The sequence below is a fragment of the Rhodococcus sp. NPDC006774 genome, assembly GCF_040636045.1.
In the GTDB taxonomy this organism is placed as follows: Bacteria; Actinomycetota; Actinomycetes; order Mycobacteriales; family Mycobacteriaceae; genus Rhodococcoides.
Window position 1 is genome coordinate 1 of sequence record NZ_JBEYIW010000011.1, and the last position, 14088, is coordinate 14088.

General features: G+C 65.0%; 12 protein-coding genes. 4 read left to right on the forward strand and 8 right to left on the reverse strand.

The features are described 5' to 3' along the window. Positions 1–137: 137 nt before the first annotated feature. The 3 genes from ABZ677_RS17395 to ABZ677_RS17405 form a co-directional block, all read right to left on the reverse strand. Positions 138–839 (reverse strand): DUF2334 domain-containing protein, encoded by a 702-nt coding sequence (locus ABZ677_RS17395; protein ID WP_358371519.1) that lies wholly within the window; start codon positions 837–839, stop codon positions 138–140. 55 nt (positions 840–894) lie between these two features. Continuing rightward, entirely contained in the window at positions 895–1401 is a 507-nt protein-coding gene (locus ABZ677_RS17400) for a glutathione peroxidase (RefSeq protein WP_032405761.1), read from the reverse strand. A gap of 132 nt (positions 1402–1533) precedes the next feature. After that, positions 1534–2931, reverse strand: coding sequence for a cation:dicarboxylase symporter family transporter (locus tag ABZ677_RS17405; RefSeq protein ID WP_358371522.1), 1398 nt, complete (start codon positions 2929–2931; stop codon positions 1534–1536). Between the two features lie 234 nt (positions 2932–3165). On the opposite strand from ABZ677_RS17405, the gene ABZ677_RS17410 reads away from it, so the two are divergent. Together ABZ677_RS17410 and ABZ677_RS17415 are read left to right on the forward strand one after the other, a co-directional pair. Beyond that, the gene (locus ABZ677_RS17410) at positions 3166–4659 is read left to right on the forward strand and encodes a sensor histidine kinase (RefSeq protein ID WP_230596436.1); all 1494 of its coding nucleotides are present in this window, start codon (positions 3166–3168) and stop codon (positions 4657–4659) included. After that, positions 4656–5330: a response regulator gene (locus ABZ677_RS17415; RefSeq protein ID WP_358371525.1), complete on the forward strand. Its 675-nt coding sequence runs from the start codon at positions 4656–4658 to the stop codon at positions 5328–5330. The genes ABZ677_RS17410 and ABZ677_RS17415 overlap by 4 nt, the downstream gene beginning before the upstream one ends. On the opposite strand, the gene ABZ677_RS17420 is transcribed toward ABZ677_RS17415, so the two are convergent. Both ABZ677_RS17420 and ABZ677_RS17425 read right to left on the reverse strand, forming a co-directional pair. Then, entirely contained in the window at positions 5327–7459 is a 2133-nt protein-coding gene (locus tag ABZ677_RS17420; protein WP_358371527.1) for a S9 family peptidase, read from the reverse strand. The genes ABZ677_RS17415 and ABZ677_RS17420 overlap by 4 nt on opposite strands. Next, positions 7456–8340 carry a phosphoribosylaminoimidazolesuccinocarboxamide synthase gene (locus ABZ677_RS17425; protein WP_358371529.1) on the reverse strand — a complete coding sequence of 295 codons (885 nt, stop codon included), beginning with the start codon at positions 8338–8340 and terminating at the stop codon, positions 7456–7458. Before ABZ677_RS17425 ends, ABZ677_RS17420 begins: the two co-directional genes overlap by 4 nt. A 62-nt stretch (positions 8341–8402) precedes the next feature. Here ABZ677_RS17425 and ABZ677_RS17430 point away from each other — a divergent pair, with 62 nt between their 5' ends. Beyond that, positions 8403–9815 (forward strand): MDR family MFS transporter, encoded by a 1413-nt coding sequence (locus ABZ677_RS17430; RefSeq protein WP_358371532.1) that lies wholly within the window; start codon positions 8403–8405, stop codon positions 9813–9815. 24 nt (positions 9816–9839) lie between these two features. Continuing rightward, positions 9840–10406 (forward strand): hypothetical protein, encoded by a 567-nt coding sequence (locus tag ABZ677_RS17435; RefSeq protein WP_358371535.1) that lies wholly within the window; start codon positions 9840–9842, stop codon positions 10404–10406. On the opposite strand, the gene ABZ677_RS17440 is transcribed toward ABZ677_RS17435, so the two are convergent. The 3 genes from ABZ677_RS17440 to ABZ677_RS17450 are packed head-to-tail and all read right to left on the reverse strand — an operon-like array spanning position 10403 to position 14070. Further along, the gene (locus ABZ677_RS17440; RefSeq protein WP_358371537.1) at positions 10403–11458 is read right to left on the reverse strand and encodes an ABC transporter ATP-binding protein; all 1056 of its coding nucleotides are present in this window, start codon (positions 11456–11458) and stop codon (positions 10403–10405) included. The genes ABZ677_RS17435 and ABZ677_RS17440 overlap by 4 nt on opposite strands. Beyond that, on the reverse strand, positions 11455–13017 hold the full coding sequence (locus ABZ677_RS17445) for an ABC transporter permease subunit (RefSeq protein ID WP_230596428.1): 1563 nt from the start codon (positions 13015–13017) through the stop codon (positions 11455–11457). Before ABZ677_RS17445 ends, ABZ677_RS17440 begins: the two co-directional genes overlap by 4 nt. Positions 13018–13026: 9 nt before the next feature. Continuing rightward, entirely contained in the window at positions 13027–14070 is a 1044-nt protein-coding gene (locus ABZ677_RS17450; RefSeq protein ID WP_094739857.1) for an iron ABC transporter substrate-binding protein, read from the reverse strand. Positions 14071–14088 lie beyond the last annotated feature (18 nt).

Sequence of the window (14088 nt, forward strand, 5' to 3'; positions counted from 1 at the left end):
GTCTCGACGGCCTGAGCCCGGTGCGATACCGAGCCCAGGCCCCCGCGGCCTAGGATTTCAATTAACGGTCCAACCTACGGGGTCCAGTGCAGTGCAATGGTCCATTGACGCGGGGCGGGTGGGGGTGCAGCGAGGAGCTAGGCCACGCGGGATTTGGTGCGCGGGATCCATTCGTACACGCCCGCCTCGGCTCCGTGGTGGAGGGAGAGGTCTATGGCGTCGAGGATTGCCTGTCGCGGTCCGGGTCGTCCCAGTTGCTTGGCACTGATGGCCAGGCGCACCACTCCATCGCGTCGGGCGGTGCGGCCTGCGCCGAGTACCAGTGCCTTGAACCACCAGGGCTCGGCTTTGAATCCTTCGCCGATTCCCCACACTCGGGCGCGGACGACGCCGTCCCGGTCGAGGTCGTGAATGCCGTTGAGTGCAGCCAGCATTCGGAAGCCCGCGTCGGGGAGGGCTTCGACGGCACCGGGTGAGGCGATCCAGCGCGGAGCGGCGAAGATTCGGGTGCGCAGGCCGGTCTGTTCCATGACGCGGTCCGCTGCCATCAGTCGCAGTCGGGCTTCGTGACGCGGCAGTGCGGAGAACTCGGAGCGTCGACGCTTCGTCGCGGCCTGGTCGTAGCCGTGCAGAACGATCGCGTCGCCGCCGTCGCGCCGCGCCCGCAGCCATTCCTGGGTCGGCACGTCCGCTGCGAGTCGGTATTTGTCCTTCAACCGAGGTGCGACGAGCAGCGACAGCGGGACGCCGCGTCCGTCGAGGATGCGCGCGAACTCGGCGGCATGCTCGTAGGTGTCGTTCTTGATTCCGCTCACCGACACGACCAGGCGTCCAGACATGACTCGAGCCTCGCACACCAGCGTGAACGAGGCTCGAAGTCGATGCAGACAGAAGCTAAACGGCCATCGTTTCCTTCGGCAGGATTTTGTCGATAGCGGCGAGCACCTCGGGTGCGTCCGGCTCGGTGCGCGGACGGAAGCGATCGGTGACGACGCCGTCGGGCGAGATCAGGAACTTCTCGAAGTTCCACTGGACGTCGCCGGCCTTGCCGTCGGCGTCCTCGGTCTTGGTCAATTCGGCGTACAGCGGGTGCCGGTTGTCACCGTTGACGTCGACCTTCTCGGTCATCGCGAACGTGACGCCGTACGTGGTGGAGCAGAACGTTTCGATTTCTTCGGCGGTGCCGGGCTCCTGGCCACCGAACTGGTTGCACGGCACGCCGACGACCGACAGGCCACTGGCCGCGTACTCGTTGGCGAGCTTCTCGAGCTTTTCGTACTGCGGGGTCAGTCCACACTTGGAGGCGACATTGACCACGAGGATGGCTCTTCCGGCGTACTCGTCGAGCGAGGTGGGCGCACCACCCAGGGTGTTGATGCCGATGTTCTGAACTTCAGTCATCACCCGAACTTACCTGTGAGTACCGACAGAATGGAACCGACGTACAAAAGCAAGTACGACCCCGCTGGTGGCGGGGTCGTACTTGCGTTTTCCGAACCGGGCGACGGGGGGATGCGCGGCGCCCGGCAGGCACTACGCCTTGGCGGCGTGCTTTTCGATGATGACCTGCTTGTCTGCAGGCCGGTCGTCCTCGGGGAGGTGGTCGTCGACCATGGTCTCCTCGTCGAACGGCAGGTTTCCGTCGAGGACGGTGTTGACCCGGTCCTTGTCGATCGTCTTGGTCCAGGTGCCGACCAGCAGGGTGGCGACGGCGTTACCCGAGAAGTTGGTCACTGCGCGGGCCTCGGACATGAAGCGGTCGATGCCGATGATCAGGCCGACTCCGTCGAGCAGCTCGGGACGATGGCTCTGCAAGCCACCGGCCAGCGTGGCCAGGCCGGCTCCGGAGACTCCGGCTGCGCCCTTCGAGGCGATGATCATGAACAGCAACAGCGAGAACTGCTCGGGGAGCGAGAGCGGCAGGTTCATCGCGTCGGCGATGAAGATCGAGGCCATCGTCAGGTAGATCGCGGTGCCGTCGAGGTTGAACGAGTATCCGGTGGGGACGACGATGCCGACGGTGGTGCGCTCGACGCCGACGTGCTCCATCTTGGCGATCAGACGCGGCAGGGCCGACTCGGAGGAGCTGGTGGCGACGATGAGCAGGTATTCACGGGCCAAGTACTTGACCAGTTTGAAGATCGAGAACCCGGAAACGAACTTGAGGATCAGGCCCAGGAAGAAAAAGACGAAGATGAAACAGGTGATGTAGAAGGCCAGCATCAGGGTGCCGAGCTGCACGACGGCATTCCAGCCGGTTGCGCCAACAACGCCGGCGATGGCACCGAAGGCACCGATCGGAGCGACCCACAGGATCATGGTCAGAACGCGGAAAACGAGCTTCTGTACAGCGCCGATGCCCTTGATGATGCCCTCGCCGCTCTTGCCCATGGCCTGCAGCGCGAAACCGACAAGGATGGCGACGAACAGCGTCTGGAGCACCGAACCTGCCGTCAACGCGGACACCAAGGTCTCAGGGATGATTCCTGCAATGAAGTCCATGGTCCCGCCTGCACCCTCGGCCTGGTCCACGTACTTGTCGACTGCGCCGGAGCTTGGGATGTTCAGCCCCGTACCCGGTTGAATCAGGTTGCCGACAACCATGCCGATACCCAGAGCGATGGTCGACATCGCGATGAAGTAGCCGAGAGCAAGGCCACCGACCTTGCCGACACTGGCCGCAGCTCGCACCGCACCGATGCCGAGGACGATCGTGCAGAAGATGACCGGGCTGATCATCATCTTGATCAGGCTGATGAACAGCGTGCCGAGCACCGCGAGTTCCTTGCCGACACCCGGAGCGGCCAGTCCTACGATGACGCCGGCGACGACGGCGATGATCACGGCGATGTAGAGCCAGTGGGTCTTGTCGCGCTTCTTCTTGGGCTCGGTGGGCGGATTGTCGAACCGCTCCGCATCGATGGTTGTCATGAATGTTCCTTCTGGGTTCCGGTGAAGCGCGAGTCGAACTGCGGACTTCGTGACTACTGGGAGTGGAGTGAGGTGGATCACCCCTGCTGAGAGATGATGTTGCTGCACCGGGTGACAGGAGTCACCTATACGTTCATTTCGTTCACGTCCGATGTATTGCACGAAGGGATTGCGTTGTCCTCGAAGCGCCCACTGAGCGTCGCCGGCCAGGTGTTGGTGCTGCAGCTCGTCGTCATGGCGGTCGTCGTGTTCGCCGGCGGCATCCTGACGGTGCTCAACGAACGGTCCAACAGCGACGACGCCACCCGCCGCGAAGTCACGGCGATCGCGGTGAGCATCGCCAACGAACCGTCGACGCCCATTGCGATCGAGTCCGACGACCCGACGTCACGTCTGCAGCCGGAAACGGAGAAGATTCGTCAGGTCACGGGTGTCGATTTCATCGTCGTCATGGCACCGGATCGCACCCGATTCACGCACACCACCGTCGACCTGATCGGTAAGCCGTTCAGCGGCAATATCGACCGCGCCTTGCTGGGCGAGACGTTCACCGAGACGTACGTGGGTTCTCTCGGCCCGTCGATCCGGTCGGTCACGCCGGTCACCGATTCCTCGGGCGAGATCGTCGGCCTCGTCTCGGCGGGCGTCACTCGCCAGAAGATCAGTGATCAGTTCTTCCAAGGCCTGCCGCTCATCATCGCGGTCGTGCTCGCCGCCTTCGTCGTCGCCGCAGCGGGATCGACGTTGCTCAGCCGTCGGCTCCGGCGTCAGACACTGGGAATGGCACCGGCGGAACTGCGCACCATGTACGAGCATCACGACGCCGTCCTGCACTCGATCGGCGAGGGACTGTTGGTGTTCGGCCGCGGGGACGAGGCGGAGTTGGTCAACGACGAGGCCCGACGCCTCCTCGATCTACCGGAGGGCCCGGTCTCCTTCGAGTCGTTGCCGGAGTCGATGCAGCAGATGGACACCGGCATCGTGCGTGGCGAATTGCATCTGACGAAGGATCGCGTACTCGTCGTCAATCAGGATCCGGTGATGTGGGAGGGCCGACGCCTGGGCAATGTGCTGACGATTCGTGATCAGACCGAATTGCGTTCGTTGATGGGTGAACTGGACTCGGTGCGCAGTTTCGCGGAGTCGCTGCGTTCGCAGGCTCACGAGTCGGCGAACAGGCTGCACACCGTCATCACGATGGTCGAGCTCGGCCGACCCGAGGAGGCCGTCGAGTTCGCGACGGCCGATCTGGAACTCTCGCAGGCGCTCATCGACCGTCTGATGAACGCGGTCAGCGAACCGGCACTCGCTGCGCTGCTGCTGGGCAAGGTCAGTCAGGCCGCCGAGCAGGGCGTGGAGCTGACGATCACCGACGACACAGCGATGGAGCACGAGGGTGTGCTCACTGCGCGTGAATTGGTCACGCTGGTAGGCAATCTGATAGACAATGCCATCGATGCCTCGAAAGAATCCGACCAGCCGTGGGTCGAAGTGACGGTCCGCGACGCCGATGGTGAACTCGTCGTCAGGGTCGCCGACAGTGGTCCCGGAATGCCGCCGGAGACGCTCAAAGCCGCTCTGCGGCGAGGCTACTCGACCAAGTCCGGCTCACGCGGCCTCGGCCTCGCCCTGGTGACACAGGTGATCGGTCGCCATCGCGGCACCTTGACCTCGGAAGTGACGTACGGGTCGGTCATGGTTGCCACCATCCCTGGATCGGCGTCATGATCCGCGTCCTGATCGTCGACGACGAACCACTGATCGCCGAGGCACACAAGACGTACGTCGAGCGCACCCCGGGCTTCGAGGTGGCCGGGGTGGCGCACACCGGAGCGTCGGCCATGCGTTTCGCCAGCACCGAAGCCGTCGATCTGGTGTTGCTCGACATCGGTCTGCCCGACGCGAGCGGCATCGACGTGGCAGCAGCTCTCGGCGGTCTACGGCCGAGTCCCGACGTCATCGCCATCACCTCCGAGCGGGATCTGTCGGTGGTGCGTTCGGCAGTGGCGCACGGCATCGTGCTGTATCTGCTCAAGCCCTTCACGTTCGCCGCGTTCCGCGACAAGCTCGAGCGCTATCGCGAATTCCACGCTGCGTTGCCGGCCGGGGAGAACGCGTCGAGTCAACGCGACATCGACCGCGCCATGGCGCATCTACGGACGGCCGACGAACGCGTCTCGACACCCAAGGGTATTGCCCCGCAGACGATGGACGGCATCACCGCGAGCATCAAGGAAGCGACCGACGGACTCAACGCGTCCGAGGCCGCCAAGGTCGTCGGGGTCTCCCGAGTGACGGCCTGGCGCTACCTCGAGCGACTGGCCGACGACGGCCTGGTCACCCGGCACACCGAATACGGCAAAGCCGGGCGACCGCAGGTCCGTTACATGTGGCGTTAGAGCGGCGCCGCCGCACCGGTCTTCTCGACGATCCACGCGTACTCGAAGGCCGCTTCCTTCCACTTCTCGTAGCGTCCGCTCACTCCCCCGTGTCCGGCGCTCATTTCGGTCTTGAGCAACAGGTCCGAGTCACCGGTCTTCGTTGCCCGCAGTGCAGCAACCCATTTCGCGGGCTCGACGTAGAGTACGCGAGTGTCGTTGATGGACGTGATCGCCAGGATCGACGGGTAGTCCTTGGCTTCGACGTTCTCGTAGGGGCTGTACGACTTCATGTAGTCGTACACCTCCTTGTCGGCCAACGGGTTTCCCCATTCGTCCCATTCGATGACCGTCAACGGCAGTGACGGATCGAGGATGGAGGTGAGCGGATCGACGAACGGAACGTTGGCGAGGATGCCGTTGAACAGCTCCGGAGCGAGGTTGGCCACCGCGCCCATCAGCAGTCCGCCCGCGCTGCCGCCGTCGGCGACGAGGTGCTTCGGCGAGGTGCGTCCGGTGTCGATGAGATGCTGTGCGGCAGCGATGAAGTCGGTGAAGGTGTTCTTCTTCTTCAGCGTCTTGCCGTTGTCGTACCAGTGCCGACCCATTTCGCCGCCGCCGCGAACATGTGCGACGACGAAGACGATGCCACGATCGAGGAGCGAGAGCCGCGCCACCGAGAACGACGGGTCCATCGACGCCTCGTAGGATCCGTAGCCGTACAGCAGCGTCGGCGCAGGGCCGTCGGGCACGTCCTTGCGCGCGATGACCGACAGCGGAATCTGCGTGCCGTCCGGCGCGGTGGCCCATTCGCGATGCTGCACATAGTCACCGGCATCGAACTTGCCCAGAACCGGCTGTGATTTGCGGAGCAGCAGTTCGCCACTGGCGATGTCGAGGTCGTAGACCTGGCCGGGAGTGATGAACGAGGTGTACACCATCCGCAGCAACGGCTGATCCCACTCGGGGTTCGAGCCGGCTCCTACCGAATAGAGCTCCTCGTCGAACTCGAGCTCGCGGTATTCGCCGTATCCCTCGTCGGTCAGCGGCCAGATCGCCATGCGGGTCAACGCTTCTCGTCGGTACGTGAAGATCAGGTGGCCGGCGAAGGCGTCGATGTCCTCGACGCGGACGTCGTCGCGATGCGGAACCAGAGTGCGCTGATCGAGTGGGTCCGAGACCGGTGCCTCGGCGAGCAGGAAGTTCTCGGCCTTGTCCCCCTCGGTGCCCCACCCGTTCACCGAGCCGTTGTGGGTGATGAGGAATCGATCCTCACCGGCCACGACGGCATGTTCGATGCTGTATTCGACGCCGTCCGTGCGCGGGAGCACGACGCGGAACTCACCCTCGGGATCGGTGGATTCCAGAACGAGGCATTCGGAGGTGATCTTCGAGCCGACCCAGATCATCAGGTACTTCTCGCTGCGGGTGGAACCGAAGCCGACCCAGTAGCTCTCGTCGGGTTCGTGGAAGACCTTGACGTCCCCGGACTTGCCGAGCGTGTGCCGCCAGACGGTGTCGGGACGCCAGGATTCGTCGACCGTCAGGTAGAACACGTGGGTGGCGTCGGCCGTCCAGGTGGCCCCGGGCGCGACGTTCTCGATGGTGTCGGCGAGCATCTCGCCGGTCTCGAGGTTCTTGAAGCGCAGTGTGTAGCGCTCGTCGCCCTCGGTGTCGGTGGAATAGGCCAGCAGCGTGCCGTCGAGGCTGATGGAGAACGCGCCGAGGGAGAAGAAGTCGTGTCCCTTCGCTTCTTCGTTGGCGTCGAGCAGGATCTGCTCACCGGGGACATCCACGTCGGACGACAGCGTCGGCGGAGTCCAGTCGTCGGGAGAGTCGACGGGGCAACGGCATTGGAGACCGTACGACTTGCCCTCGACGGTGCGCGAGTAGTACCACCACTGCCCCATGCGCGTCGGCACGGACAGGTCGGTCTCCTGGGTTCGCGACTTGATCTCGTCGAAGATCTTGCCGCGCAACGACTCCAGGCCTGCGGTCTGCTGCTCGGTGTAGGCGTTCTCGGCTTCGAGGTAGGCGATCACCTCGGGATCTTCCTTGGCGCGCAACCACTCGTAGTTGTCGATGAAGGTGTCGCCGTGATGGGTGCGCTCGAGTGGCACCTTCTTGGCAACGGGTGGGGTGATCGTCATGGCGTGACCCAATCGTCGAAGTTCAGGCCCGAGATGCGCTCGTAGGCCTCGATGTAGCGGCTGCGTGTGGCTGCGACGATGTCGTCGGGCAACGGTGGTGGCGGGGTGTCGGAGTTGCGGTCCCAGCCGGATTCGCCCGTCAGCCAGTCGCGGACGAACTGCTTGTCGAAGCTGGGCTGGACGCGACCTTCCTCATAGGAATCGGCAGGCCAGTAGCGCGAGGAATCAGGGGTGAGCACCTCGTCGGCGAGCACGAGGTTGCCGTCTGCGTCGGTACCGAACTCGAACTTCGTGTCGGCGAGGATGATTCCGCGTTCCAGAGCGAAGTTGGCAGCGCGTGTGTAGATCTCGATGGTGTCCTCGCGCAGCTTGAAGGCGAGTTCGGCACCGATCTTCTCGACGACCTGATCGAAGGTGATGTTCTCGTCGTGGTCGCCGAGCTCGGCCTTGGACGCGGGCGTGAAGATCGCCTGGCCGAGCTTGCTGGATTCGATCAGCCCCGGCGGGAGTTCGACGCCGCACACCTTTCCGGTCGCGTTGTAATCCGACAGACCCGAACCGGTGAGGTAGCCGCGTGCGACGCATTCGATCGGCACCATGTTCAGCTTCTTCACCACGAGGGCGCGGCCGAGCAGTTCGGCGGGAATGCGTTCGTCGAGCGGATCACCGGCCAGGTGGTTGACGCCGCCGAGCTCCTCGAAGAAGAACACGCTCATGGCCGTCAACACGCGTCCCTTGTCCGGGATCGGGGTGTCGAGGATGTGGTCGTAGGCCGAGATTCGGTCGCTCGCGACGAGCAACAGATGCGCGTCGTCGATCGTGTAGAGATCGCGGACCTTGCCGCCGGCCAGATGCTCGTAGCTACTCAGTGATGGTCGCACGGTGTTCAACACTATCTGGGCCGGTGGCGGCGGGGGTGCCGGCAGGCATCAGACTGGTAGCCGTGGCAACGAACAACACGACGTCGGCTGTCGGATTCCGCTCCGAACGCGGGCCGATACTGATTGCGTTGATGCTCAGCACGTCTCTGGTCGCCCTCGACGCGACCATCATCGCGACCGCGGTGCTGTCCATCGTCGACGACCTGGGCGGGTTCACGCAGTTTCCGTGGCTGTTCTCCATCTATCTTCTGGCGCAGGCAGTATCGGTGCCGCTGTACGGAAAACTGGCCGACCTGTTCGGCCGCAAGAAGATCATGCTGTTCGGCATCGCGGTGTTTCTGCTCGGCTCGATACTCTGCGGCCTGGCCTGGAGCATGCCCGCCCTGATCGCCTTCCGGGCAGTCCAGGGTCTCGGTGCCGGTGCCGTGCAGCCGATGGCCATCACCATCGCCGGCGATATCTACACCCTGGCCGAGCGCGCCAAGGTGCAGGGCTACCTCGCCAGCGTGTGGGCGATGTCCTCGGTACTCGGCCCGGCCCTCGGCGGTATCTTCTCCGAGTTCCTGACGTGGCGTTGGATCTTCTTCGTCAACATTCCGCTGTGCGCGCTGGCCGCGGTGATGCTGTGGCGCAAGTTCGACGAGGGAGCCGTGGAACGCACCAAGCCCAAGATCGACTACCTCGGTGCCGGTCTGCTGACGGTGGGCGCGGCGATGGTGCTGCTCGGGCTGCTCGAGGGCGGACAGTCCTGGGCGTGGAACTCCCCCGTCAGCATCGCCATCTTCGTCGCCGGACTCTCGCTGCTCGCCGCTTTCGCAGTGGTTCAGACCAGAGTCGAAGAGCCGATCCTGCCGTTGTGGGTGTTCACGCGTCGAGTCCTGGTGGTCAGCAGTTTCATCTCGCTGCTCGTCGGTGCGTTGATCCTCGGCCTGACGTCCTACGTTCCGACGTTCGTGCAGGGCGTGCTCGGCACCGGCGCGATCGTCGCAGGCTTCGCACTGTCCACCCTCACACTCGGCTGGCCCATCGCGGCCTCCCTCTCCGGGCGGGTGTACCTCCGGTTCGGTTTCCGCACCACCGCGCTGATCGGTGCCTCCATCGCGGTCGTCGGAGCGGCATTCGCCGCTGGCCTCGGTTCCGGTTCCCAGGTATGGCAGGTGGGGGCGGTGTGCTTCGTGATCGGCCTCGGTATGGGCCTGATCGCGAGCCCCACCCTCATCGCAGCCCAGTCGAGCGTCGAATGGTCCGAGCGCGGCGTCGCCACCTCGACCAACATGTTCGCCCGCTCCATCGGCAGCGCAGTCGGGGTCGCGGTGTTCGGTGCGATCGTCAACTCACGCATCTCCGACGACCCGAGTCCCGAACAACTGTCCGACGCCATCCACCCGGTCTTTCTGGGTGTCCTGGCGGCAGCGGCGGTGATGGCCGTCGCGGCACTGTTCATGCCCAAGCGTGCCGCGGAACCGACCCGATAGCGTTCCCTTCGGTAGTTTTTCTGCATGGCCCTCATTCATCGCGCGACGCTCGTTCCATCGAAACTGGACGCCATCGCGGCGTGGATTCCGACGCAACCCTGGTGGGATGGATCGGAGGCCGAAGAACTGGACGCTGTGGCTGCGTATCGATTCGACGACCCCGACGGCGAGGTCGGTATCGAGACACATCTCCTGCGTTCGTCGTCGGGCACCGTGTTACAGGTGCCACTCACCTACCGCAGTGCACCGCTGCCCGGGGCAGACGCATATCTCGTTGCCACGATGGAACATTCGGTCCTGGGGAAGCGCTGGGTGTACGACGGCGTCGGCGATCCGGTGTTCGTGGCGGTCACCATCGCGGCCATCGTCGAGGGCGCTCATCAGGCCGAGCTGGTGGTGCAGTCGGCCGACGGTTCTCGATCGGTGCGCGAATCCACCACCCAGGTGTGGGGTACCGGCGGGCGGGCGTCGACGTCACCTCGACTACATGTCCGCCGCGTGATCGATTCCGTGCCGACCGAGCTCCCACATCTTCTGGGTACCTGGCAGGGTCAGGACGAGCCGATCGTGCTGGTGGAGTTGCGAAACTAGTCCACCGAACCCGCGAACCAATGCACCGGAGACGTCACGGAAACGTCGACGGCGGTTCCGGGGGCGAATCGGTCCGCGGTTCGGGCGATGGCTCGAAGCCGCAGCCCGGTACCACTGTGCCGCAGGGTCACCGAGGATTCGGGGCCGGTGAAGAACTCGTGCTCGACGACGAATGCGCCGTCCTCGCGCTCCGAGACCGAAAGCTGCTCGGGACGAAGCAACGCCTGCCCGTTTCCCGTCGCCCGGGTGGTGGATTCGAGACGCCCGAGGACGGTGTCGACGTGGCCGCCCTGTGCTACAGCGTCTATGAAGTAGGCGTCGCCGACGAACCGCGCGACGGCTGGTGTGGCGGGTCGCTCGTACACCTCACGCGGAGTGTCGATCTGGGCACAGCGACCACCCAGCAACACGGCGACCCGATCGGCTGTTCCGAGCGCCTCGGCTCGGTCGTGGGTGACGAGGATCGACGCGGTCTTGCTGGACTGCAACAACTCTCGCACGTCCTGCCGGATCGAGGTACGCAGCCCCGCGTCGAGGGCGGCGAACGGCTCGTCCATCAACACCACCGACGGAGCCGGTGCGAGCGCACGTGCCAACGCGATGCGCTGCTGCTGACCGCCCGAGAGTTCGCTGGGCTTCACCCCGCCTGCATCCGGTAGTCCGACCAGCTCGAGCATCTCGTCGACGCGTCGGGTGCGCTCTGCGTGCCCGGACAGGTAGGGCCGCAGAAACCCTGTACGCAAACCGAATTCGATGTTCCTGCGTACCGTCAGGTGTGGAAACAATCCACCTTCCTGCGGCATCAGCCCTATCCCTCGCTTCTCCGGCGGCACCTGAATCTGCCCGGCAACCGAGATGTCCCGCCCGTCGGAGGTGATGCGGCCCGCGTCGATGCGGTGCAGTCCCGCAATGGATCGCAACAGGGTCGTCTTGCCGCAACCGGAGGGGCCGAGGACGGCAAGCATCTCGCCGTCACCGAGGTCGAGATCGATCCCGTGCAGCACCGCCGTACTGCCGTACGAGGCAACGAGACCGGAAATCACCATGCTCATGGCAGTGCTACTCGCTTCCGCGTCGTGCGCCCCAACGCTCGTGTCAGAACGACCGTCGGGACCACCGAGATCAGGATCAGGGCCAGGGCGTAGGGAGCCGCCTCGCCGTATCGGAACGCCTCGGTCGTGGACCACAGCGTGGTCGCGAGCGTGTCGACTCCCCGAGGGCGCAGCATCAACGTCGCAGGTAGTTCCTTGGCGACGGTCAGGAAGACCAGCGCGGCCCCGGCGGCGATGCCGGGTACGGCGATCGGAATGGTCACTCGGAGGTCGGTGCGCAACCGGCCCGCGCCCAGGGTCCGTGAGACATCCTCGAGGACAACGGGAGTGGCGTCGACGACCGCCCTCGTACTGCCGACGGCCAACGGCAGGAACAGCACCACGTACGCCAGCACCAGCAGAACCGCCGTCTGATAGAACGACGGCAGAAACCTGATACCGAGAAAGACCGTGGCGAGCCCGACGGTGATACCCGGTAGTCCGTGCGCGATGTAGGTGGACAACTCGGCACCGCGGGCGGCCCTCGACGTGGATCGGGCCGCGAACAGCGCGACCGGCAACGCGAGCAAGGCCACCACAAGAGCGGCCGTCGCGGAGTACTGGACGGTCTTGGCCGTGACGGCCAGTACGTCCGCCCAGTCGACGGTGAAGCGCAACGATCGACTCAGCCACCGCGCCAGGGCCAGAATCGGTACCAGCACCGAAACACCGAGAGCAGCAACGACAACGGCCAGAGCAGGCACACGCCACCGGCCCAGAACCACAGGCTCGGCCATCCGGTCGGTTCCCGATCCCACCCTCGCCGTGGCACCGCGTCGGGCACGCCGTTCGAGGAGGGTGAGCACCAACGCGCCCACCACGAGCACCAGCCCGAGGACTGCGGCCGCGGTGCGATCGAGTCCCCCGCGGTACGCGCTGTAGATGCCGAGCGTGAAGGCGTCGTATCGCATCAGAGCAACCGCCCCGAAGTCACTGATGGTGTACAGCGCGACCAGAAGTGCGCCCGCCGCCGCGGCCGGAACGACGCGACGGCACTCGACGGTCAGCGCCGTGCGTACAGCGCCTCGACCGAGGGTTCGCGAGACCTCGGCCAACGAAGGGTCCGCGGTGGCGAACGCCGCCGACACCGGCAGCATCACCAGCGGGAAGCAGGACAACGTGAGCACCAGCGCTGCACCGGAAAAGCCGGCCAGCGAGGGGAATTCGGCGATCCACAGGTACCCGGAGACGTAGGACGGGATGGCGAGTGGGGCTGCGAGGACCATCGCGAAGAAGCGTCGCCCCGGTAGATCGGTACGGACGGTCAACCACGCCAGCAGCGTCCCGACCACCACCGACGCGACGAGCACGGTGAGAGTCAGTGTTGCCGTACGGACGGCGAGATCGAGTGTGCGTTGCCGCAGGAGCAGACGCAGAACCTTCTCGGTCCCTCCGTCGAACGCTCGAACGAACAGGTACACCAAGGGTGTCAGCGTCAGCGCTCCCACGCACAACGCGGTCGTCCCGAGAACGGGACGACCGCCGAAGTGGCGCCGCCGAAGCGGCTGGAGTGCAGACACGAGCACCGACTAGATGATTCCGACGTCGGTGAGGAGGGTCTGGGTGGCCTCGAGAGACGAGAGCCGGCCCAGATCGAGATCGGTCGAGCCCAGCTCGGACAGCGGCGGCAGGTCGTAGTCGGAGGTGACTCCATCGATGACGGGGTATTCGGCTGTCTCGTTCGCGAAGTAGGTCTGCGATTCGGTCGAGAGCAACTCGCGCACGAAATCGAATGCCGCTTCCTGGTTGTCCGAGGCAGCGAGCACACCGGCACCGGCGACGTTGATCAGCGCGCCGGGGTCGCCGGGCTCGAAGTAGTGCAGCTCGACCGGGGCATCGGCACCGTTCTCGTCCTTGAAGGGGTACCAGTAGTAGTGGTTGAGCAGGCCGGTGGCGACCTGTCCGTCGTTGACGGCGGTCAGCAGCGGACCGTTGCCCTCGAAGGCGACCGGCTCGTTGGCGACGAATCCTTCGAGCCAGGTGCGAGCACCGTCCTCGCCGCGCTGCACCCGCAGAGCGGTGACGAAGGCCTGGAACGACGCGTTGGTCGGTGCGTAGCCGATCTGTCCGCGCCAGCGCGGGTCGAGCAGTCCGTCGATACCGGTGGGCAGGTCTGCTGCCTGCACCGAATCGGAGTTGTAGGCCAACACGCGGGCCCGCGCGGAGGTGGCGACCCAGGTGCCGTCGGTCCCGCGGTACTGCTCGGGAACGAGGGAGAGGATGTCCTCGGGCAGCGGTGCGAGAGCGCCCGCTTCGTCCAGGGCACCGAGTGCGCCTGCGTCCTGACCGTAGAAGACGTCGGCCGGGGTCGCGTCGCCCTCTTCGAGGATCTTTGCGGCCTGTGCGTTGGTGTTGCCCGAGTAGTCGACCTCGATATCGCCACCGATTCGCTCGATCAGCGGGTCGACGAGCTCTTCACCGCGGCCGGAGTACACCACGAGTGCGGACTCCGAGGTGGCGGACTCGGAAGTGGACGTGCCTTCGTCGGACGAGCCGTCCGAGCTGCATGAGACGAGACCGAGGGCGAGGGTTGCGCTGAACGAGAGCAGCGCCAGACGGCGAACGGTGAACACGGTTCTCCTGACGAAAAC